This is a genomic window from Mesorhizobium sp. CNPSo 4670 (genome assembly GCF_057784235.1).
The window spans coordinates 214,184-235,499 of sequence record NZ_JBWJFQ010000010.1; the positions used below are offsets into that span (position 1 = coordinate 214,184).

Annotated in this window: 20 protein-coding genes and 1 pseudogene; 9 read left to right on the forward strand and 12 right to left on the reverse strand. The window is 62.9% G+C overall.

Features of this window, described 5'->3' with window-relative positions; all coding sequences use genetic code 11:
- Positions 1 to 22: 22 nt before the first annotated feature.
- The 3 genes from AC0ZT5_RS18670 to AC0ZT5_RS18680 form a co-directional block, all read right to left on the reverse strand.
- Entirely contained in the window at positions 23 to 874 is an 852-nt protein-coding gene (locus AC0ZT5_RS18670) for a sugar phosphate isomerase/epimerase family protein (RefSeq protein ID WP_488497613.1), read from the reverse strand.
- A 39-nt stretch (positions 875 to 913) separates the two neighbouring features.
- Complete coding sequence (locus AC0ZT5_RS18675) at positions 914 to 2,101, reverse strand: Gfo/Idh/MocA family protein (RefSeq protein ID WP_488497614.1); 1,188 nt, start codon at positions 2,099 to 2,101, stop codon at positions 914 to 916.
- Between the two features lie 148 nt (positions 2,102 to 2,249).
- On the reverse strand, positions 2,250 to 3,305 hold the full coding sequence (locus AC0ZT5_RS18680; protein ID WP_488497615.1) for a sugar phosphate isomerase/epimerase family protein: 1,056 nt from the start codon (positions 3,303 to 3,305) through the stop codon (positions 2,250 to 2,252).
- Positions 3,306 to 3,705: 400 nt separating this feature from the next.
- On the opposite strand from AC0ZT5_RS18680, the gene AC0ZT5_RS18685 reads away from it, so the two are divergent.
- The 5 genes from AC0ZT5_RS18685 to AC0ZT5_RS18705 are packed head-to-tail and all read left to right on the forward strand — an operon-like array spanning position 3,706 to position 7,958.
- Positions 3,706 to 4,593, forward strand: a complete 888-nt coding sequence (locus AC0ZT5_RS18685) for a sugar phosphate isomerase/epimerase family protein (RefSeq protein ID WP_488497616.1) — start codon at positions 3,706 to 3,708, stop codon at positions 4,591 to 4,593.
- A 59-nt stretch (positions 4,594 to 4,652) separates the two neighbouring features.
- Positions 4,653 to 5,822: a mandelate racemase/muconate lactonizing enzyme family protein gene (locus AC0ZT5_RS18690; protein ID WP_488497617.1), complete on the forward strand. Its 1,170-nt coding sequence runs from the start codon at positions 4,653 to 4,655 to the stop codon at positions 5,820 to 5,822.
- Position 5,823: 1 nt separating this feature from the next.
- Positions 5,824 to 6,540 (forward strand): FadR/GntR family transcriptional regulator, encoded by a 717-nt coding sequence (locus AC0ZT5_RS18695; RefSeq protein ID WP_488497618.1) that lies wholly within the window; start codon positions 5,824 to 5,826, stop codon positions 6,538 to 6,540.
- 5 nt (positions 6,541 to 6,545) lie between these two features.
- Positions 6,546 to 7,526, forward strand: coding sequence for a hydroxyacid dehydrogenase (locus AC0ZT5_RS18700; RefSeq protein WP_488497619.1), 981 nt, complete (start codon positions 6,546 to 6,548; stop codon positions 7,524 to 7,526).
- A gap of 42 nt (positions 7,527 to 7,568) precedes the next feature.
- A complete protein-coding gene (locus AC0ZT5_RS18705; RefSeq protein ID WP_488497620.1) occupies positions 7,569 to 7,958 on the forward strand; it encodes a hypothetical protein in 390 nt (129 codons plus the stop codon).
- Between the two features lie 13 nt (positions 7,959 to 7,971).
- Here the strand turns inward: AC0ZT5_RS18705 and AC0ZT5_RS18710 are convergent, their stop codons facing one another.
- Positions 7,972 to 9,267 (reverse strand): amidase, encoded by a 1,296-nt coding sequence (locus AC0ZT5_RS18710; protein WP_488497621.1) that lies wholly within the window; start codon positions 9,265 to 9,267, stop codon positions 7,972 to 7,974.
- Positions 9,268 to 9,387: 120 nt separating this feature from the next.
- Between AC0ZT5_RS18710 and AC0ZT5_RS18715 the strand changes: the two genes are divergently transcribed.
- Entirely contained in the window at positions 9,388 to 9,735 is a 348-nt protein-coding gene (locus AC0ZT5_RS18715; RefSeq protein ID WP_488497622.1) for a GFA family protein, read from the forward strand.
- A gap of 128 nt (positions 9,736 to 9,863) precedes the next feature.
- Here the strand turns inward: AC0ZT5_RS18715 and AC0ZT5_RS18720 are convergent, their stop codons facing one another.
- Entirely contained in the window at positions 9,864 to 11,078 is a 1,215-nt protein-coding gene (locus AC0ZT5_RS18720; RefSeq protein WP_488497623.1) for an MFS transporter, read from the reverse strand.
- A gap of 185 nt (positions 11,079 to 11,263) precedes the next feature.
- On the opposite strand from AC0ZT5_RS18720, the gene AC0ZT5_RS18725 reads away from it, so the two are divergent.
- From AC0ZT5_RS18725 to AC0ZT5_RS18735, 3 genes are all read left to right on the forward strand, one after another.
- Positions 11,264 to 12,250, forward strand: a complete 987-nt coding sequence (locus tag AC0ZT5_RS18725) for an AraC family transcriptional regulator (protein WP_488497624.1) — start codon at positions 11,264 to 11,266, stop codon at positions 12,248 to 12,250.
- Positions 12,251 to 12,308: 58 nt separating this feature from the next.
- Entirely contained in the window at positions 12,309 to 13,277 is a 969-nt protein-coding gene (locus AC0ZT5_RS18730) for an AraC family transcriptional regulator (protein ID WP_488497625.1), read from the forward strand.
- A gap of 143 nt (positions 13,278 to 13,420) precedes the next feature.
- Positions 13,421 to 13,852, forward strand: a complete 432-nt coding sequence (locus AC0ZT5_RS18735) for a DUF4437 domain-containing protein (protein ID WP_488497626.1) — start codon at positions 13,421 to 13,423, stop codon at positions 13,850 to 13,852.
- Between the two features lie 13 nt (positions 13,853 to 13,865).
- Here the strand turns inward: AC0ZT5_RS18735 and AC0ZT5_RS18740 are convergent.
- The 7 genes and pseudogenes from AC0ZT5_RS18740 to AC0ZT5_RS18770 form a co-directional block, all read right to left on the reverse strand.
- Positions 13,866 to 14,678, reverse strand: a pseudogene (locus AC0ZT5_RS18740) (ABC transporter ATP-binding protein); the annotation flags it as partial.
- Between the two features lie 55 nt (positions 14,679 to 14,733).
- The gene (locus AC0ZT5_RS18745; RefSeq protein ID WP_473582322.1) at positions 14,734 to 15,174 is read right to left on the reverse strand and encodes a hypothetical protein; all 441 of its coding nucleotides are present in this window, start codon (positions 15,172 to 15,174) and stop codon (positions 14,734 to 14,736) included.
- Entirely contained in the window at positions 15,171 to 16,259 is a 1,089-nt protein-coding gene (locus AC0ZT5_RS18750) for an ABC transporter ATP-binding protein (protein WP_488497627.1), read from the reverse strand. The genes AC0ZT5_RS18745 and AC0ZT5_RS18750 overlap by 4 nt, the downstream gene beginning before the upstream one ends.
- A gap of 1 nt (position 16,260) precedes the next feature.
- Complete coding sequence (locus AC0ZT5_RS18755) at positions 16,261 to 17,199, reverse strand: carbohydrate ABC transporter permease (protein WP_095084794.1); 939 nt, start codon at positions 17,197 to 17,199, stop codon at positions 16,261 to 16,263.
- Positions 17,200 to 17,202: 3 nt separating this feature from the next.
- Positions 17,203 to 18,264, reverse strand: a complete 1,062-nt coding sequence (locus AC0ZT5_RS18760; RefSeq protein ID WP_488497628.1) for a carbohydrate ABC transporter permease — start codon at positions 18,262 to 18,264, stop codon at positions 17,203 to 17,205.
- 81 nt (positions 18,265 to 18,345) lie between these two features.
- Positions 18,346 to 19,779, reverse strand: a complete 1,434-nt coding sequence (locus AC0ZT5_RS18765; RefSeq protein WP_477285502.1) for an ABC transporter substrate-binding protein — start codon at positions 19,777 to 19,779, stop codon at positions 18,346 to 18,348.
- A gap of 46 nt (positions 19,780 to 19,825) precedes the next feature.
- Entirely contained in the window at positions 19,826 to 20,938 is a 1,113-nt protein-coding gene (locus AC0ZT5_RS18770; RefSeq protein ID WP_010911634.1) for an ABC transporter ATP-binding protein, read from the reverse strand.
- Positions 20,939 to 21,316 lie beyond the last annotated feature (378 nt).

A 21,316-nucleotide genomic window follows, 5' to 3' on the forward strand; every position in this document is an offset into this window, starting at 1 on the left:
GATCGCGGCGCCTCAGGGCGCCCTATGCCGCTTTCTTCCACCCGTTCCTGATATGCTTGTAGCCGTCGCGATAGACGGCTTCCGGGCTCTCGGAAAAATCGCGCCACACCTTGGTCGCCGCAGCCAGGTCCTTTAGCGAACGGCCGAACGCCTCGATCGTCAGCCAGTCGTCATAACCACTCTTGCGGATGGCGGAGAACGTTTCCTTCCACGGGATATTGCCGCGCCCCGGCACGCCGCGATCGTTCTCCGAAATATGGATATGGACGACATTCCTGCGGTGTCTTGTATAGGCGCCGATCGGGTCGGCTTCCTCGATGTTGGCATGGAAAGTGTCATACATCGCCTTGATGTGCGGCCGGTCGATGGCATCGATATGCTCGGACAGATCCGCCATCGTGTTGAGAAGATAGCATTCGAAGCGGTTCAGCGCCTCGAGCCCGATTGTGACGTTCCTCTTGCCGGCATGATCGCCGATCGCGCGTTGCGAAGCGACCGAGCGCTTCTTCTCGGCGGCTGTCGGCCCCGAGCCGGAGAAGGCACCGAGCGTCGAATGCAGCGGGCCGCTCAGCGTCCTGGCGCCGAGCGCATCGGCGCAGTCGATAGCCCATTTCATATAGTCGACGCCGGCCTTGCGGGTCGCGGCGTCGGCCGCGATCAGGTTCATCGCCGGATCGCCCATGGCTGACACGGCGGTCCGCTCCAGCCCGATACGGTCGAGCAACTCACCCAGTTTCTTGTAGTCGTCGGGCGTGCCGGCGAAGATCGGTATCTCGACGCCATCAAAACCGGTTGCCTTGATGTCGCGGAGCAACGGCTCGTGTTTCTTCGACACCGCCGTCGTCCACAGGAACATGCACATGCCGATTTTCATCGACGCCCCTCCCCAGTGAATTCCCCTCGCCGGTCGAAGTTACAGTTTCGTCCAGGCCCCATTCTTCTTCGACGACCTCACGCAGGCCTCGATGAAGGCCATGCCCTCGACGCCGTCCTGAATGGTCGGAAAGACGACATCCTTCGCCGGCTTGCCGCCCTTCCTGCGCGCCGCGCGGATGGCGCGCGCGGCCTCCTGGTAGATGTTGGCGAAACCTTCGAGGTAACCCTCGGGATGGCCCGGCGGAACCCGGCTGACACGCCCAGCCACCGGCAGCGCCCCGGCACCGTTGCGGGTGATCAGTTGCTTCGGCTGGCCGAACGGCGTGTACCAGAGATAGTTCGGGTCGGCCTGCACCCATTCCAGCCCGCCCTTGGAGCCATAGATGCGCAGCTTCAGCCCGTTCTCGTGGCCCGGTGCCACCTGGCTTGCCCAGATCATACCCTTGGCCGGATGCGTCTTGCCGTCGGGCTTGAAGCGCAGCATGACATTGACATTGTCGTCGAGCAGCCTCCCCGGCACGAAGGCGTCGAGATCGGCAGAAAGGGAATCAAGCTCCAGTCCCGAGACGAAGCGCGCCAGATTGTAGGCGTGGGTGCCAATGTCGCCGAGCGCGCCGCCTGCGCCTGCCTGCTTGGGATCGCCACGCCACGACGCCTGCTTCTGGCCGGTGGCGGCGAGGTCCTCGGTCAGCCAGTCCTGTGGATACTCGGATTGCACGATGCGGATGTCGCCGAGCACGCCCTTGGCCACCATCTCGCGGGCCTGCCGCACCATCGGATAGGCGGTGTAGTTGTGGGTGAGCACGAACACCTTGCCGGTCTTCTCGACCACGGCGGCCAGCTTCTTGGCTTCGGCAAGCGTCGTCGCCAGCGGCTTGTCGCAGATGACGTGGATGCCGGCCTCGAGGAAGGCCTTGGCCGCCGGCACGTGGACATTGTTGGGGGTGACGATGGCCACCGCCTCGATGCCGTCGGGCCGCTTGGCCTCAGCCTTGGCCATCTCGGCATAGGAGCCGTAGCTGCGGCCCGGATCGAGCCCGAGTTCGGCGGCCGAGGCCTTGGCGCGCGCCGGATCGGATGACAGCGCGCCGGCGACCAGCACGAAATCATTGTCCATGCGCGCCGCGATGCGGTGCACCGCGCCGATGAAGGCGCCTTGCCCGCCGCCGACCATGCCATAGCGGATCGGACCGCCTCCCGTTTCCGACTTCGATGCGCCGACCATATCTTTTCTCCTCGTGTCTGAAATATCCCCGCCCCTTTGAGGGGAGGTCGATCCGCGCAGCGGATCGGGTGGCCGCAGAGGTAGAGCTTGGATGAACTGACCCTGCCCGGCCCCGTCGGCCACCCTCCCTCGAGGGAGGGGAGCCGCCTTAGATTCCCATCATGCCGCGCAGCACTTTCTTGTCGGTGGTGCCGCCGGCAAAGTCGTCGAATGCCTTTTCCGTCACCCGGATGATGTGGTGCTGGATAAATGGCGCGCCCTCTGCCGCGCCATCTTCCGGGTGCTTCAGGCAGCATTCCCATTCCAGCACCGCCCAGGAATCGTAGTTGTACTGCGTCAGCTTGGAAAAGATGCCGCCAAAATCCACCTGCCCGTCACCGAGCGAGCGGAAGCGGCCGGCGCGGTTGGTCCAGCTCTGATAGCCGGAATAGACGCCTTGCCTCCCGGTCGGGTTGAACTCGGCGTCCTTGACGTGGAACGCCTTGATGCGCTCGTGATAGATGTCGATGAATTCGAGATAGTCGAGTTGCTGCAATAGGAAGTGCGAAGGATCGTAATTGATGTTGCAGCGCTTGTGGCCGCCGAGCGCATCGAGGAACATCTCGAAGGTGGCGCCGTCGAACACGTCCTCGCCGGGATGGATTTCGTAGCCGACATCGACGCCATTGTCTTCATAGACATCGAGGATCGGCTTCCAGCGCTTGCCGAGTTCGGAAAACGCCTCCTCGATCAGTCCGGCCGGCCGCTGTGGCCACGGATAAAGGTACGGGAAAGCCAGTGCTCCGGAGAAACTTACAGAGGCGTTCAGCCCGAGATTGCGCGAGGCCTTGGCGCCGAACTTCATCTGTTCGACCGCCCACTTCTGCCGCGCCTTGGGATTGTTGTGCACCGACGCCGGCGCGAAGCCATCGAACTGCGCATCATAAGCCGGATGCACCGCCACCAATTGCCCCTGTAGATGCGTCGACAGTTCGGTTATCTCGACGCCGGCGTCGGCGCAGATGCCTTTCACCTCGTCGCAATAGGCCTTGGAAGATGCCGCCTTTTTGAGATCGAACAAGCGCGCGTCCCAGGTCGGGATCTGCACGCCCTTGTAACCAAGACCAGCCGCCCATTTGGTGATCGAAGCCAGTGAATTGAACGGCGCGGCGTCACCTGCAAACTGTGCCAGAAACAGTCCAGGGCCCTTCATTGTCGTCGGCATCGGCATCCTCCCTCGTTTTCCTCGCGACCGAGCATAGCGCCGATTGGAAGCAGGGCCAGCCACTTTGGTCTTTTCACACCGGGCGCTTGTGCGCGCCGCTATTCTGGTATTACCAAATGCGACGATTTGGTCAAGTCTTGCAGTGCATCGCCGGGATCCTTGGGGTGGGCAAAAAAAGGATACATATCTCAATATAATCAATGAAATAATTCGGAGGGAGCGCAGCAGGACGCCGCTTCTTGCCGTCCATGGGAAATTGCTGTAGACCTCGCTTCAGGCCCAATTGGTCGAACCAGTTTGCGAAAAACGGCTGGGGATGCCTTGGGGAGGAACCCTTGCGTCGCCTTTCAGCGATGCATGTGCAGGCGAACCATAGAGACGAATTTGGGAAGGACAGACCATGCACCTTTCGACGCACAACTGGATGCGCGCGGAACCGCTGGAGACGACGCTCAAGCGCATCAAGAAATTCGGCTATGAGTCGATCGAGATTTCCGGCGAGCCCGAGCAGTACAAGACCAAGGAGACGCGGGCGCTGCTGAAGGAGCATGGTATCCGCTGCTGGGGCGCGGTGACGTTGATGCTGGGCGAGCGCAACCTTGCCGCCAGGGACCAGGGCCAACGCGAGCGTTCCGTGCAGTATGTCAAGGACGTGCTGACGATGATCAGCGAACTCGATGGCGAGATTATCACGCTGGTTCCGGCGACGGTCGGCAAGGTGGTGCCGGACGGCACCGAGAAAGAGGAATGGAAATGGGTTGTCGACGCCACCCGTGAATGCTTCACCCACGCCAAGAAGGTCGGCGTCAAGATCGCCGTCGAACCGCTCAATCGCTTCGAAACCTATCTGTTCAATCGCGGCGCCCAGGCCCTGGCGCTGGCCGACGCGGTCAGCCCCGAATGCGGCGTCTGCCTCGACGCCTACCACATCCATATGGAGGAATTTAACGTCTATGACGCGATCCGGCAGGTCGGCAAGCGCCTGTTCGACTTCCATGTCGCCGACAACAACCGCTTTGCCGCCGGCCTCGGCCAGATCGACTGGCCGAAGATCGTCGCCACGCTGAAGGAGGTCGGCTACGACGGCGCGCTGACCAACGAGTTCGTCGCCCCGGTCGACCGCACGCCGGCCGCGCCTTACCCCGACATGGTCGAGCGCCATCCGGTCGACATCTCGCCCGAACAGCTGAAGTTCATTCAGGATCACGGCTCCAGCGTGCTGACGGAGAAATTCTACACCGACCAGATGCGCATCACCGCCGAAACGTTGCTGCCGCTGATCAAGTAGTCGACTGCTGTTGGGAAATTGCCCTTTCGCCCTGACCGGCGGCAGGGCTGGGGAAGACCATGCGCATCAAGACCGTCCAAGCCTGGTGGATCCGCATCCCGATCGAAGCCGCTCGTCAACACCGCAGCGACTTTGGTCAGGTGACGACCTTTGACGCCGCCATCCTGCGCATCGAGACGGATGACGGGCTGGTCGGCTGGGGCGAAGGCAAGAACGCCGCCGGGAGTGCCGGCAGCTACGGGGCGCTTGTCCACATGCTGAACCATGAGGTCGGGCCGCAATTGATCGGCCGCGATCCGGCCGACATCGGCGTCATCTGGGAGATGCTCTACAACGGCGTTCGCCACGACAGTGCCGCCCGCGCCGGCCACGCCATGCCGCAACTGGCGCGGCGCGGCATGAGCATAGCTGCCATCAGCGCCGTCGACATCGCGCTCTGGGATATCCTGGGCAAATCGCTTGGCGTTCCGGTCTGGCGGCTCCTCGGGGGCCGCAAGCTCGACCGCATGCCGGCCTATGCGTCCGGCGGATGGGCGTCCGCCGACGCCATCGGCGAGCAATTGAAATCGTATATCGCCAAAGGCGGCTTCAAGGCGCTGAAGATGCGGATCGGGGCCATGGACGGTGCCGCGCATGTCTCCGCCGCCCGCGTCCGTGCCGCACGGCAGGCGCTCGGCCCCGATGTCGAACTGATGGTCGACGCCCACGGCACCTACACGGTGGCCGAAGCCAAGCGCTTCATCCACCTCGTCGACGATCTGGACCTCGCCTGGTTCGAGGAGCCGATCATCGCCGACGACAAGCCAGGCATGGCCGAAGTGCGGGCAAGCGGTGCCGTTCCGATCGCCACCGGCGAAAGTGAGGCGACGCGCTATGCCTTCCGCGACCTTGCCGTGCTGAAAGCCGCCGACATCTTCCAGCCCGATCCGGCCTTCTGCGGCGGCATCAGCGAAGCGATGAAGATCGGCACCATCGCCAGCGCCTTCAACCTGCGCTTTGCGCCGCATCTGTGGGCCGGCGCGCCCTGCTTCTTCGCCGGACTGCACATCTGTGCTGCTTCGCCGGCTAGTTTCACCGTCGAATATTCGCTCGGCGCCAACCCGATGATCCATGATCTGATCGAAGAGACTGTCGAAGCCAAGGACGGTATGATAGCGATCCCGGAAAAGCCGGGTCTGGGGTTCACCATTTCGGAGCGGTTCCTGGAGGCGCACGCGCAACGCGATTGACATGAAAGAAAAGAACCTTCTCGCGGAACTCGCTGCCTACCTGTTCTCCCATTCGGACAAGGAGACCGGCCGAACGCCGTCGGAACGTGAGCTGGCGGAGCAGTTCGGCGTCAGCCGCGGCCAGATCCGCGAGGCGCTCGCCATCCTCGAAGCCATGCGCATCGTCGAGCGCAGAGCCAAGTCCGGCATCTACATCGACACCAAGCAGGCCAGCGTCGAGGCGATGGCGCTGTTCGCGCGCGCCGGCCTGCCGCTCGATCCGATCCAGATCTACGAGACGGTCGAGTTGCGCAAGATCCATGAGATCAAGGCGGCCGAGCTTGCTTGTTCGCGCGCCACCGAAGAGAATTTCGAGCGGCTGCGCGAGATCCTGAAAGCTTCGGAGCAGCGCATCGCCGCGGGCGAAGGCCTTGCCAAGGAAGACCGCGAATTCCACCTTGAGATCGTCCGCGCGACCAAGAACAGTGTCTTCCACAATGTCTGCAGCGTCTACTACATGATGGGCGAGCAGCGCCTGCCGATCTATTTCAACGATCCAGAGCGCAGCGTGCGCTCGCATGCCGAGCACATCCAGATCTACGAGGCGCTGCTGCGCCGCGATGGCAATCTCGCCCAGGCGCTGATGAGTGCTCATTTGCAGGGCGCCGAGAGCTACTGGAAGGGCCTGATCGAGGGCCACGGCGAGGAACCTCAAAGCCCGACGCTCGAAAGAGCCTGATCAACATGGCTCGCATCCTCACCACACACCCCCTGCATCCGCGCGCCACGGCCATGCTGGCCGGCGCCGGCGAGCTTGTCGTCGCTTCTGCTCTCGATCAAGGGACGCTGGCTGTCGAGGCGAAAAACGCTGACATCGTCATCGTGCGCGCGCCTCTGCCGCCACAGCTTTTCGAGGGTGCCGCGAAGCTGAGGGCGGCAATCCGCCATGGCGCCGGGCTCGACATGATCCCGATGGAAGCAGCATTCGCGGCCGGCGTGCTGGTGGCGAATGTGCCGGCGGTCAATGCCCGCTCGGTTGCCGAATACGTCATGTTTGCAGCACTTGCCCTGCTTCGCGGCTTCCGCGTCGTCGACCGCGACTTGCGGGCGAAAGGCTGGCTCGCCGGCCGCGAGCACGCCAATTCCAACAGCGAACTTGCCGGCAGGACGATCGGCATCGTCGGCCTTGGCGCCGTTGGCCAAGCCGTCGGCCATATCGCGGCGCATGGTTTCGACCTGAAGGTGATGGCAACGACGCGCAGCATGCAGCCGGCGCGGGAGAAAGTCGGCTTCCTGTCCATCGACGCCCTGGTCGAGCAGAGCGACATCATCGTTCTGTGCTGTCCGTTGACGCCGGAAACGCGCGGCTTGATCAATCGCGAGCGGATCGCCCGCATGAAGCCCGATGCGCTGCTGATCAACGTATCGCGCGGACCGGTGGTCGATGACGACGCCCTGATCGACGCCTTGCAGAAACGCCGCATCGGCGGTGCTGCACTCGATGTGTTTTCGACTCAGCCGCTGCCGCCAGATCATCCCTATTTCAGCTTCGACAACGTCATCATCACCCCGCATATGGCCGGCATCACCGAGGAATCGATGATGCGCATGGGCGTCGGCGCGGTCGGTGAAGCCTTGCTGGTGCTGGCCAACAAACTGCCAGTCAACCTGCGCAACCCCGAAGTGGTCGATCACTACCGGCGGCGGTTTCCGGCGAGCGTGTAGCGCATCGCTGTTTCGCCTCATTTTCTGGCGAGGCTCGCTCCCATGTCCGATCATCCCTTCGCGCTATTGTTGCTTGCCGCCGTTTCCACGGGCGTCGCGCCGTCGCTTGCCGCGGCCGAGAGCAGCTATGTCTTTTGCGACAACGGGCTGCGCTGCTTCAAGGCACCCTGCCCGTCGAACAGCGCGCTCGACCTTGCCACCGGCACGATCATCAAAGGCGTGTCGATCGACAGCAGCGGATTGCCGCAGGCCGACAAGGCGATAACGGATCTTTCAGACGCGCTTTACGCCGGAAAGATCGTCGTCAGGGGATCGATCGAGCGTCGCACGCAGACCATCATCGGCAAGGACTACAGCCTGCCCTGGCTGGTTGCGACCGGCATCGTACGCACCGCGAAGGAAAGCGAACGCAAACACTGTTCGTCGCACTGACACTCAGCGCCGATCACGCGCCGAGCAGCGACTCTATTTCGACAGCAATCCGCAACAGGCGCCGGTCTTGGCCGTTGCGCGCCACCAGCATCAATCCTGCCGGGCGCACCATGCCCGGCATCGGCAGCGAGATCGCACAAAGGTCGAACTGGTTGGCAGCCTGCGTGTTGCGCAGCAGCAGGCCTTCGGTGCGGGCACGCAACTCGGCATCGTCGACCATCGAAACGATGGTCGGCGCCGTCACCGGTGTGGTCGGCAGGGCCAGCACATCGACCGATGCCAGCCGCTCGTCCATGGCGGCCACGAGCGCGGCGCGACGACGCATTGTCCTGATGTAGACTGGCGTCGGCAGCATAGCTGCCCGCGACAAAGGCCCGCTGACATGTGGGTCGACCGGCAGCGATGCCCCTGTCGCCAACCAGTCGGCATGGATCTCCGCCCCTTCCATGGCAGCGATCGAACCGCGCTTGGTCGCCGCGCGCATCTCTCCAAGCAGATCGTCTATCGACAGATCCGCCACCCCTGCACCCGCTAGTTCGACCTTGCGAAGGCATCGATCGAACGCGGTCGCCACCTCGCCTTGCGTCTGCTCGAAAAGGACGCCACGCGGGATGCCTACGCGAAGCCCCGCAAGGGAGATCGACGTCAGCGCTGCCGCTTCCTCGCCGGCCATCACGGCATCGGCGGCGGCGCACTGGGCGACGGTTCGGGCAAGCGGCCCGACCGAGTCCAGTGTGCCGGACAGCGGGAAAGCGCCAGTGAGAGGCACCCGCCTAGCGGTCGGCTTGAAGCCGACGACACCGTTGAGCGATGCCGGAATGCGTATCGAACCACCGGTGTCGGAACCGATGGAGATTTCGCTCGTCCCCTCGCCGACGGAAACGCCGGCACCCGAGGATGAACCACCAGGAATGCGGCTGGCGTCGGCGGCATTGCCGGGCGTGCCGTAATGCTGGTTGTCGCCGATCGCCGTGAAGGCGAATTCGGTCATGTTGGTCTTGCCGACGATCACCGCGCCGGCCTGCCGCAGCCGGCCAACGATGGCGGCGTCGCGCAGGGCAGGTGCAGCGGTCCTGAGCATGAGCGAGCCGGCCGTGGTAGGTTCGCCTGCGACATCGAACAGATCCTTGATCGAGACAATGGTGCCGTCGAGCGGCCCCAGCGTCACGCCTGCCCGCTTGCGGGCATCGCTGGCGTCAGCCGCGGCCCGCGCGGCTTCGGCATAGAGCTTCGTGAACACGTGTTCTTCGCCGGCACGGGCGGCGAGGCGCGCGAGGATGGTTTTGAGATGATCGCGGGCTGATTGCATTTTCGGTGTCGGACTCCGGACGCCTTGAACGTCTTGAATGTAGCGGCCGGCACATGGCCTGCCGAGACTTAACCCGGCACAGCCGGTTTTGCACCCTGTCCAAAGCAAGGAAAGTATCCGATGCTCTACAAAGGCAGTTGTCACTGCGGCAAGGTCGCCTTCGAGTTCGAAGCCGAGCTGACCGGCGCCGTGCGGTGCAATTGCTCGATCTGCTCGCGCAAGGGTGCCCTGTTGTTTGCCGTCCCGCACGAGACCTTGCAGGTTCTGGCCTGGGGCGATGACTTGGGCATCTACACATTCGGCAACCACGCCATCGCGCATCGGTTCTGCCGCACCTGTGGAGTCCACCCCTTCGCTGAGGATGTCGGCGAAGGCAGTGAACGCAGTGCCTACGTCAACATGCAATGCATTGCGGATTTTGACCCTTCGACCTTGCCGGTCTTCGACTTCGATGGCCGCTCGGTCTGAACCTTTAGCCTGTCGCATCGGCTGCATCACTGTCGTCGCCTCAGAACGACATCGGCCCGAGAATCGTGATGGTTCGCGGGCCGGTGCTTGGCGTCTAGCAAGTTATCCCAAAATGGTTGGTCCTAAGGCTACTCGGCGCCCTTCGGACCGCGCACGAACACCACGATCGCCGCCAGCAATGTCGCCGTGCCGCAATAGGCGAAGGCGCTGGCCACGCCGGCATGGTCGACCAGCAGGCCACCGAAGACAGCACCGAGCGCAATCGCCACCTGGAACGTCGCCACCATCAGCCCGCCTGCGCTTTCTGCCTGATCCGGTGCTGCCCGCACCAGCCAGCTCTGCAGCCCGACCGGCACCGCGCCGAAGGCAAAGCCCCACGCCGCAACCGCGGCGGCAGCGACCGTGGGCGAGGCACCGAAACCCAGCATCGAGGCCGCCGCGGCGGCAATCAGCAAGGGCGCCAGCGCAACGGCTGCCTTGAGGTTGCGTTCGGCCAGGATGCCGCCGGCGACATTGCCGAAGAAGCCACCAACGCCATAGGCCAGCAGCACCAGCGAGATCGTCTCGATGTCGAGCACGGGGACCTTCTCGAGGAAAGGGCGGACGTAGGTGAAGCCGGCAAAGTGTCCCGAGGCAACGAGCAGCACGACCAGCAGTGCCACCCTGATGGAGGGGCGCTCGAGCACATCGAGCAAGGTGCGGAAGCTTGCCACGCCCACGGGTGGCAGCTTCGGAATGGTGGCCACCTGCACCAGCAGCGCCAGGGCGCCGACGACAGTGGCGATCATGAAGGCGGTCCGCCAGCCCCAGATGTCACCGACATAGGCGCCGACCGGTGCTGCGCACACCGTCGCCAGCGAAACGCCGGTCAGGATGATCGACATGGCGCGCGGCATCAGCCGCATGGGCACCAGCCGCAGCGCCATCGCCGCCGACATCGCCCAGAAGCCGCCGAGTGCTACGCCGAGCACGACGCGGGCAAGCAGAAGCACGGTAAGCGATGACGCAAAGGTGGCCATCAGGTTGGAGAGGATCAGGAACACCGTCAGCATCCACATCACCAGCCTGCGGTCCATGCGCCTGGTGATGATGGCCATGGTCGGGGCGGCAATGGCGCCGACGATGGCGGTCGCCGTCACCGCTTGTCCGGCCACGCCTTCGGTGACGCCGAGGTCGCGCGCCATTGGCGTCAGCAGGCTGGCGGGCAGGAACTCGGCGGTGACGAGGCCGAAAACACCAAGCGCCAGCGAGACCACGGCGCCCCATGCCGGCTCGGTTCGTTCATCAGAGTCTGCAGGGTTCAGAAGTGTGGCGTCGATGACGCCTGTCGCGGGTTCGGCCATGGTCAGTCTCCGATCTGTTTGCAGCGCCACATAGGGAACGACCGACCGGGGCTCCACCCGTTACATGCCTTGCCATCGCGGCTTGGCTGCTTGGCCGGTTTCCGATCTTCGTTTGCAGCGCAGCATTTGGCTGCAACGCAACATAGGGAGTGACCGCCTGGAGTTTCCATGCTAGAAACCCCATTATGTTTGACCATTCGTCCAAAATCCCGATCACGGGCGATCCACTCACCGACATCTTGCGTGGCCTGCGTCTCGATGGCGTCGAATATGGCCGCTGCGAAATGAAAGAGCCCTGGGGCATCCAGTTCCCGGCCCAACCCGGGGCGCGGTTTCATTTCATCGGCCGCAGAGGCTGCTGGCTGAAGCAGCCGTCCGGCGAATGGGTGGAACTGAATGCCGGCGATGCGGTGCTGCTGCCACGCGGTGGGGCGCATGTGCTGGCCAGCGAACCCGGCGCCCAGGCCTGGCCGATCCACGGCTACGAACTCGAAGAGGTCTGCAAGGACGTCTACTGCACATCGAACGCAGAGATGTGTGGCAAGGACTGCCAACCGGGAACGCTGCTGTTCTGCGCCAGCATGTATTTCAACCTCGACGGCCTGCATCCCTTGCTCGGCATGATGCCGGACGTGATGCGCACGCATGAGCTGGAAGCCTACGAGCCGGGGATTCCGCATTTGCTGGACTCGATGGCACGCGAAGTGGCGATGGAGCGCGTCGGCTCCGGCGGCATCATGGCGCGGCTGGCTGACGTGCTTGCCGCCACCGTCATCCGCTCATGGGTCGAACGCGGCTGCGGCGACTCGTCCGGCTGGATAGCCGCGGTTAGGGACCGCGAGATCGGGCGTGTGCTGGCCGCCATCCATCTCGAACCGAACCACGACTGGACTGTCGAGTCGCTGGCCAGGATGATGGGCGCCTCGCGGTCGGGATTTGCTGAGCGGTTTGCCACCATCGTTGGAGAAACGCCGGCTAAATATGTCACCCAGGTCAGAATGCACCAGGCGCGGCAGTGGCTGGTCCGCGACCGGATGAAGATCTCCGTCGTTGCCGCGCGTCTCGGCTATGAATCGGATGCCGCCTTCAGCCGTGCCTTCAAGCGCGTCATTGGCTCGGCGCCCAGCCATCTTCGCGCCGAAGAGCAGGCCGATATCCGCCAGGCCGGCTAACGTAGGTGGCCCGTATGGCGGCCGTGACTGGCTGATCATTCCAGGCTAGGAAATCCGCATGGATTTCAACTCATCCAGGAACATCTTGCCGGCCTCGGGCGGTCCGCTGACCGACATGCTGCGCGGATTGCGGCTGGACGGCGTCGACTACGGCCGCTGCGAACTTGGCGAGCCGTGGGGCGTGTTGTTTCCAGCCCAGAAGGCGGCGCGATTTCACTTCATCGGCCGCCGCGGATGCTGGCTGTTTTCGCCATCCGGGGAATGGTTGAACCTGAAGGCCGGCGATGCATTGCTTTTGCCGCGCGGCGCCGAGCATGTCCTTGCCAGCGCGCCAGGTGTCCATGCCGTGCCAATCGAGAGTTACAGCATCGAGCCTTTGCAGGACAACGTCTTCAATGTCTCGAATGGCGGCAGCGGCCCGAAGACGTTGCTGTTTTGCGGCAGCATGCACTTCAATCTGGGCGGATCGCACCCTTTGCTGGGCATGATGCCGGATATGATGCGCGCCAACGAACTGATGGCGGGTGAGCCAGGCATTCCGCATCTGCTGGAAGCCATGGCAAGCGAAGTCACTCTAAACCGACCGGGCTCTGGCGGCATGCTGGCGCGGCTTGCCGACGTGTTGGCCGCTTCCATCATCCGTTCGTGGGTAGAGAACAGTGGCAGCGATACCACCGGCTGGATCGCGGCGATCAGGGATCGTGACATTGGCCGCGTGCTGGTCGCCATTCATCTGCAGCCCGACAGAAACTGGACGGTAGAGGCCCTCGCGCGAGAGATGGGCGCCTCACGATCGGCTTTCGCCGAACGCTTTACCACAATCGTCGGCGAGACACCGGCAAGATATGTTGCCCGGGTGCGCATGCATCAGGCACGGCAATGGCTGACGGACGACCGGATGAGAGTATCGGTGGTCGCCGCTCGACTGGGTTACGATTCCGAAGCGTCGTTCAGCCGGGCGTTCAAGCGGATCGTCGGCATCGCGCCCAGCCATCTGCGCACCAACGGCACCTCTGAAGAGGGTTGAGGCGATCCCATCCCTGGCTTGCCGGATTGGATGAATTGCCAAGCCTTCCGGACGCAATGTCATTGCCGGGCTGACTGCATGCAATAGCTTGCGATTGCACAGCAATGAGGGGCCGGCGGCAAGTCGGCCCAGGAGGAGAGCCGATGTCAAATCATCTGAAGGTCCTGGCGCTGGCCGCCATGCTCGTGTTTTCAGGGCGCGCCTTTGCCCTTGAGGACAGCTACGTGCCGACCGACAAGATTCCCTATGTCGCCGAGGCGCCGGAGCAGCCGCAGCGCCTCGGTGCGCTTTGGGGCGACCGCGCCAAAGGTCCGGCGGGAACTTTGCTGAAAGTCCCGGGCAACTGGCGCGCCCCTGTTCACGCACACACCGCCGACTATCGCGCGGTGGTGATCCAGGGGCTGTGGGCGCATTGGCAGATGGAAGGCGGCGAAGCGACCAAGGTCGAGCTGCCTCCCGGGTCCTACTGGACCCAGAAGGCCGATGAGATGCATGACGACGCCTGCCTGTCTGACACCGAATGCGTGATCCTGCTCATCAACGACACGCCATACGAGACCTACCTGCCGAAATAAGCGAGGTTGCGGCCTATGACGCGTGGCGCAAATTGACGCCGCTGCCCTTGTCGAACAACACCACCTTGTCGGGGTTCCAGGCAAAGCGAACCGGCTGTTCGATCGCCACATCGGTCCTGGCCGGCACCGTGGCACGTAACATCGCGTCACCGACGCGCAGCGTCAGGATCTTTTCGACGCCATGGTTCTCGACGTCGTGGACGTGCGCCTCGACCGGCGCGCCGCTCTCGAGGTAGACATCTTCGGGACGAATGCCGAAGACGAGCGGGCGGCCGTCGGTCGCCGCACTCGCCTTGGCTCCCCCTGAAAAAGGCAGTTCGAAATTCAGCGGCGCCATCACCGCGCGGCCGTTGACCAGCTTGCCGTCGATGAGGTTCATCGGCGGCGAGCCGACGAAGCTCGCCACATAGGTGTCGCGCGGATTGTTGTAGATCTCATAAGGCGTACCGGTCTGGACGATGCGGCCGTGGTTGAGCATGCCGACCTTGTCGCCCATCGACATCGCCTCGATCTGGTCGTGGGTAACGAACAGGAAGGTGGCACCGAGCTGCATTTGCAGGTTCTTGAGTTCCGTGCGCAGCGCCTCGCGCAATTTGGCGTCGAGCGCCGACAGCGGCTCGTCCATCAGGAACACGCGCGGCTTGCGCACGATGGCACGGCCGATCGACACGCGCTGCATCTCGCCGCCTGACAGCTTGTCGGTCTTGCGGTCGAGCAAATGTTCGATCCGCAGCGTCCTGGCGGCGCGGTCGACGCGGTCCTTGATCTCGGCATCGGGTCCTCCGGTCAAGCCGGAGGATGACGGAGAGTTGAGAGGGCGACGCACACCGACCGTCGCGGACCGGCGCGAGCGCGACCTGCCGGATAGCGTCAGCTGCTGATCATCGCGCTGTCTTGTTGAGAGCGGTGACGACCAGCGCGAGAATCACCGCCGCGGCGGCGATTTCCCACACGAAAGCCTGCTTGTAGAAAGGCGGCGTGGCGAGCTGCGCCTTGCCGGCGAGAGTGTTGGGGTCCGGTGGATTGAGGAAGAAGACGCCGTAGAGATGCGCCGCCGTGATCGAAACCAGCAGCGCAATGCAGAAGACCAGCGCCACGACCAGCGCTACGGTCACCACACTGCGCACCTTGACGCCCGGCTGGGCCAACGGCAGCAGGTTGTTGATGAGTCCGGCAAGCACCACGAGACCGCTGCCGACCGCGTACAGGCCGATGGAAAAGGGTTGGAAGATCAGCACCAGCGCCATGACGCCGAGGCCAATGATGAAGACCTCGAGGCAGTACGCGCTGGCCCGGCTCATGCCGGAAGAACTGTCGCTCATGACCGCACCGCCTTTCCGGAGCCATCGAAGACATGGGTTTGCCTGGGATCGGGGCGTAGATTCAGCGCCTCGCCGACCTTGACCCGCTGGCTTCTCGTCACCACGACGCGGATGTCGGCGCCTGCCGCCGTGCGGGCATGAATAAGGGTTTCGGCGCCCATGGGCTCGATGAGCTCGGCCCGGGCGGAGATGGTGCCACGGTCCCCCGTATCGGTCGCGGTGAAGGCGCGGGGGCGGACACCGATCGTCACCTTGCCGGGCTGCAGGCGCGCGACCGCCGCGTCCGTGCGGATCGCCAGATTAATGCCGGCCACGGCCATCTCCGCCGTGCCATCGGCGAAGGTCTTGAGGTCGGCATCGAGAAGATTCATCTGCGGCGTGCCGATGAAGCTCGCCACGAAAGCATTGGCGGGCTTGGCAAAAACCTCGTGCGGTGAGCCGACTTGCTCGATCAGGCCGTCCTTCATGATGGCGATGCGGTCGGCCATGGTGAGCGCTTCGAGCTGGTCATGGGTCACGATCACGGTCGCTTTGGAGAGGCCCTGCAGCACTTCCTTGATCTGGCCACGCATGCTCTGGCGCAGTTCGACATCGAGACGCGACAAGGGCTCGTCGAAGAGGAAGCAATTGGGGTCGCGGACGATGGCGCGGGCCATGGCGGCGCGCTGCTTTTCGCCCTCAGATATCTGGTTCGGCAGCCGGTCGAGAACGTGCTCCAAGTGGAGGATCGCGGCGACGCGGTTGACGCGGGCAGTCCGCTCAGCCCTGGAAATGCCGTCATGATAGAGCGGGAAGGCGATGTTCTCGCCGACCGATGCCGACGGGTAGAGCGCGTAGAACTGGAACACCATGGCGATGTCGCGCTTTTCGGGCGGCAGGCTGTTCATCACCTTGCCGGCGATGACGACCTCGCCGTCAGTGACGCTTTCCAGCCCGGCGATGACGCGCAGGGTCGTCGTCTTGCCACAGCCGGAGGGGCCGAGAAGGCAGACGACCTCACCGGCGGCCACCGACAGGTCAACGTCCTTGACCGCGGTGAAGGAGCCGAAACGCTTGGTGACTTTGCGGAGTTCGATGGTTGACATCTCAGCGCTTCACGGTGCCGAAGGTAACGCCGCGCAACAGATGGTTTTGCAAGAAGAAGGTGACCAGGAAGACTGGGACGAGGAACAGGGTTTCGATGGCGGCAAGCAAAGTCCAGTCGGTGCCGCGTCCACCCGACGACACGGCCTGGTTCATGGCGACCGGGACCGTTCTCGTGTCGGGCCCCGAGAGCAACAGGGCGAAGAGGAACTCGTTCCAGGTGAGGATCAGGCCGAACACGAACGTGGCGGCGAGCCCGGCAATGACCTGGGGCAGGCAAATCTTGAAGAACACCCGCATTCCGGACGATCCGTCGATGCGGGCGGCATCCTCGACGTCTGGCGACAATTCATCGAAGAAGCTCTTCATCATCCAGATGGTGAAGGCCAGGTTGAAGGCGGTGTAGAGCATGATGATGCCGAGATACGAGCCCGACAGGCCCACTACGCGGAACATCAGGATCACCGGAATGATCACCACAATCGCCGGCAGCATGCGCGTGGTCAGGATGATGAACAGGTAGGTGTCATTGCCTTTCAGCGGATAGCGCGAGAAGCCGAAGGCCGCCAGGGTGCCGATGACCAGCGCCAGCAGCACCGACGCCGAGGCGATGAAGATCGAGTTGAAGAAATAACGGTCGAATCCTGTCGCTTCCGGGGCACCGTCCGGCGTCATCGAGCGGGAAAAGACGGACCCAAAATTTTCGAGCGTGGGCTTGAACACAAAATGGTCCGGAATCAAGCCGAACAGCGACGTGGGCGACAGCGTCGGAGGCACCAGGAGCGCGTCGCCCTGCGGTTTGAAGGCGGTGAATATGATGAACAGCACCGGCAGAAAATAGATAAAGGCGACGACGGCCACGGCGAGCGTCCGCCCCCAGCCGGCCTTGTCTACTCCGCTGGCCCTGCCGAAGCCGAGCTTTCCCAATATCGATTCGGCCACGGGTCAGGCTCCTTGCGTACGGCGGTTTGCGAGGTACAGGTAGAGGTTGGTGAGAACGATCACCATGAACAGCATCAGATAGGAGATCGCCGCGCCCTCACTCGTCTTGTTCTGCTCGTTGGCGATGCGGATCAAGTGATAGGAGATCGTCAGTGTGTCGTTGCCGCCCTTGGTGAGGAGGATGACGAGATCCGCCAGCTTGAACGCCTCGATGGTGCGGAAGAGAAGGGCCAACATCAGAAGGCCTCGGATGTAGGGGAAGGTGATCATCCAGAATTGCCGCCAGCTGGAAATACGGTCGATGGCAGCGGCCTCGTAAAGGTATTTCGGCACCGAGACGAGGCCCGCCAGCACAAGGAGCATGACGAAGGGCGACCACATCCATGCGTCGGCGAAAACGATTCCCGCCACGGCACCGACTTTGTTGCTCATCAGGATGAACTGGTTGCCGGAGATCGAATTGATGACGTAGCTGAGAATCCCAAATGTCGGGTCATAGTAGTAGGTGAAGAACACGCCAGAGGCGACAACCGAAAGCATCATCGGTGTCAGCACCAGGATCAACAAATACTTGCGCAGCGGAAATTGCTTGGCGAACAGGATGGCCAGCAGAAAGCCGACGATCATCTGCGCGGAGACGGTGAACACGACGAACATGGCGGTATTGATCAGCGCGCCCCAAGTCGCGTGAGCAGCGAGATCGTTGGTAAGGATCCGGACGTAGTTCCCGAGTCCGACGAAGCGGATCGTCTGCTGGTTTGCCTGGTAGGCGAAGAACGAAAGGCCCAGCGACCACAGCAGGGGGAAGATATTCATCACAAACAGAACGGCGATTGCCGGAGCGACCAGCAGGGCGCCGAAGTAGTGGCGGCGATACGCGTTGACGGTAAATGCGGCCGCGACCAACGCCGCCGCGGCGCCCACCACCCAGAAGGAGACAGCCGCCGGCAAGCCCGCCATTGATATGGCCGACACGACGACAGCGACAGCGATGGCGAGTTTCCAGTTGTGGGCAACAACCGTGGTAAGGCGTGGTGTCAGCAGCGTGCTTGAAACAGCGGTCATGGGAGTCCGAAATATGGAGCGCCTGACGTGGCAATGATGGGGAGCGGCTTTTGCCCCGCTCCCCGCAGCTATGTCGGAAGGTTACTGGATAAGGCCAGCGTTCTTCAGGAGGTCCTCCTGGAACTTGGCGATGTTATCCAGGGTGGTCTTGGCGTCCTGCTTGCCAGTGATGGCTAGGTCGTACTGGTCCTGCTGCTGGGTGAGCAGTTCGAAGAACTGCGGCACGTGCCACATGTCCTTCTGCCAGTCGAGCGAGTTCGCCCAGGCGCGGTCCCACGGACGATAGGTCACGTATTTCGGATCGCTGTAGACCGACTTGATCGCGGACTGGCCGCCGGCGGCGGCGAACTGTTGCTGGATATCGGGCGAGAGCCACCACTTCACGAAGCCCACCGCTTCCTTGATTTGCTCAGGCGTCGTCCAGGTGGTGAGAACGAAAGGCTGTCCGCCGATCTGTGACGTACGATTCACCTTGCCGTCGGGGCCGCGCAGGCCTGGCGCCAATCCGAACACCAGCTTGTCGGCAACCTTCGACGTCTTGGGATCGAGCGAGGCTTCGCCGAGACCGATCCAGTCGATGTTCATGGCCACCTTGCCTTCACGGAACAACTGGTCCGAGACGAAGATGTCCATGGTGCCGGTCTTGACCACCGGCGGCATGTACTTCAGCAATTTGAGGAAATGCTCCATGCCCTCGATGGACTTCGGGGAGTTTACGACGCCTTCGGCATGTCCGGTCGGGGCCTTGGTTTCATCCCAGATGCCGCCGCCATGCTCCCAGACGAACGTGTGGACCGAGCTCGTCGAGAAGTCGTAGCCTTTGCCTGCCTGATAGGCGATGCCGTAGAAATCGTCATCCAACACCTGGCCGGCGAGCTTGTCGCCCTTCTTGCGCTGGAAGAATTCGCCAACATGCTCGAACGTGTTCCAGTCCATGGCGTCGATTTCTTCGCCGGTGCAGGGCAGCTTCTCATTGTACTTCGCCTTGAAGGCGGCCTGCTCGTCGTCGTTGCAGAGCACGTCCTTGCGGCCGTAGGTGACCAGCACGTCCGGGAACTGCGGGAAGCCGTAGTAGTTCGGCGTGCTGTTGGGATAGGTCGAGTAGGCGTTGAGCACGGCGGGATGCATCGACTCCATCGTCGCCTTGAGTTCCGGGTCGGCATCGATGAGATCGTTGATCTTGCGGAAGTAGCCGCCTTCGACGAAGGCGCCCAGCCACTGCGAGTCCGACACGATGAAGTTGTACTTCTTTTCGCCCGAGGTCAACGAGGCGTTGACGCGGGTGTAGAAATCCGGCCACGGAATGAAGTCGACATCGAGCTTCACGGTATTGCCAGACTTGGGCTTGTACTGCTCGTCGAAGAACTTCTTCATAATGCGGGTCGGGGGCCAATCCGGCACCGCCATCGTCAACGTCACTTCTTCGGCAGAGGCATAGGTCACGCCTCCCACCAGTAGCGTGGCAGCGAAGCTTGCGGCTGTCGCTAGCCCTTTCACTTTGGTCATCGCCGTCATTCGCGTTTCCTCCCTTGGTTAACCGGATTGCTTCTCGCCGTTCGCGTCAGGTCATTGCCTGGCCGCTCACGGCGCGGAAGACGTGGATTTTCCTGTTATCGATGGCGATCGATGCCGAATCGCCGGTCCTGATGCTGGCGGCGATCGCTTCCGGCAGCACCATGCGCAACATCTCGCCGCCGGCCTCGACCGAGACGATCGTGATGTCTCCGAGCGGTTCGACCAGATGCACCTTCGAGGCAACCCCGGCTTCGCCCTTGGCGGCGAGCCGAATGTCGCTCGGGCGAATGCCGATCAGCGCGGCCTCGCCGGCATCGGCAGTCTTTGGCGCCGTCGCCGGAACCAGAGTCCCGAGCGGCGTGTCGAAAGACCTGGTGTCGGCGCGCACCGAGGCCGTGAACAGATTCATGTGCGGCGAGCCGATCTTGCTGGCGACATAGGTATGGATCGGCTGCTCGTAAAGCTCGTCCGGCGTGCCGATCTGGACGATGCCGCCATCGCGCATGACGGCGATCGTCTCGCCCATCGAGAGAGCCTCGAGCTCGTCGGGCGTGGCATAGATCACGGTCATGCCGAACTGGCGGTGCAGCCGCTTCAGCTCGGCGCGCGTCTCGTGCCGAAGCTTGGCGTCGAGATTGGTGAGCGGCTCATCGAGGAGAAGAATCTTTGGCCGGCGGATCAGGGAGCGGCCGAGCGCGACGCGCTGCTGCTCTCCGCCGGACAGGGTTGCCGGCTTGGCCTTCAGGCGGTGTGTCAGCTTCAGGATCTCGGCGGTCTCTTTCACCCGCTTGTCGATCTCGGCGCGCGCGGCTTTCTCCTCGCGCAGCGGATAGGCGAGATTGTCGTAGACCGTGAGGTGGGGGTAAAGCGCGAAAGACTGGAAGACCATCGAGATGCCGCGGCCGGCGATCGGCGCATGGGTCATGTCGCGGCCGCCGATCTCAAGCGTGCCGGAGTCGGCCTGGACGAGGCCGGCGATAGTGCGCAGCGTCGTCGTCTTGCCAACCGAGCTCGGCCCGAAGAGTACGAAGAAGCGGCCTTCGTCGACGGCGAAGCTAAGGTCGTTGATGGCGCGCACGGAACCATAGGCTTTGCTGAGCCCATCGAGGCGCAGCGCAATCCCCTTGCCGGCACTGGCGCGAGGCGACGTCTGCGTCACGATGCGCCACCTCGTGCGGACGGAACACGCGCCATCCGTGTGATCCTCCTCGCCCTGCCGAAATGGACTGCGGCTGTCATTCCCGATCCGCCTTTTCTTTCCTAATCTGGTATTACCAATTTAAGATGCTCGTCAAGCGCTTTCTTAAAATTTGCCGTCACCAAAATAAGCTGAAAACGTCCGCTATATGCTGGTATTTCCTTCATTTTTGGCAATTCTCCACCTTCATCCCGTTCGCAAAACGCCAATCCACAAAATCACTGAAATCGCCGACCTTCAAATCTGGTCGAACCAGATTCGCTCCGAGCTACCGCGGCGACCGCCCCGGATTGCCCTCGACGACCCCCAATCCGGTCCGCGTCGGGAGAAGTCTCATAT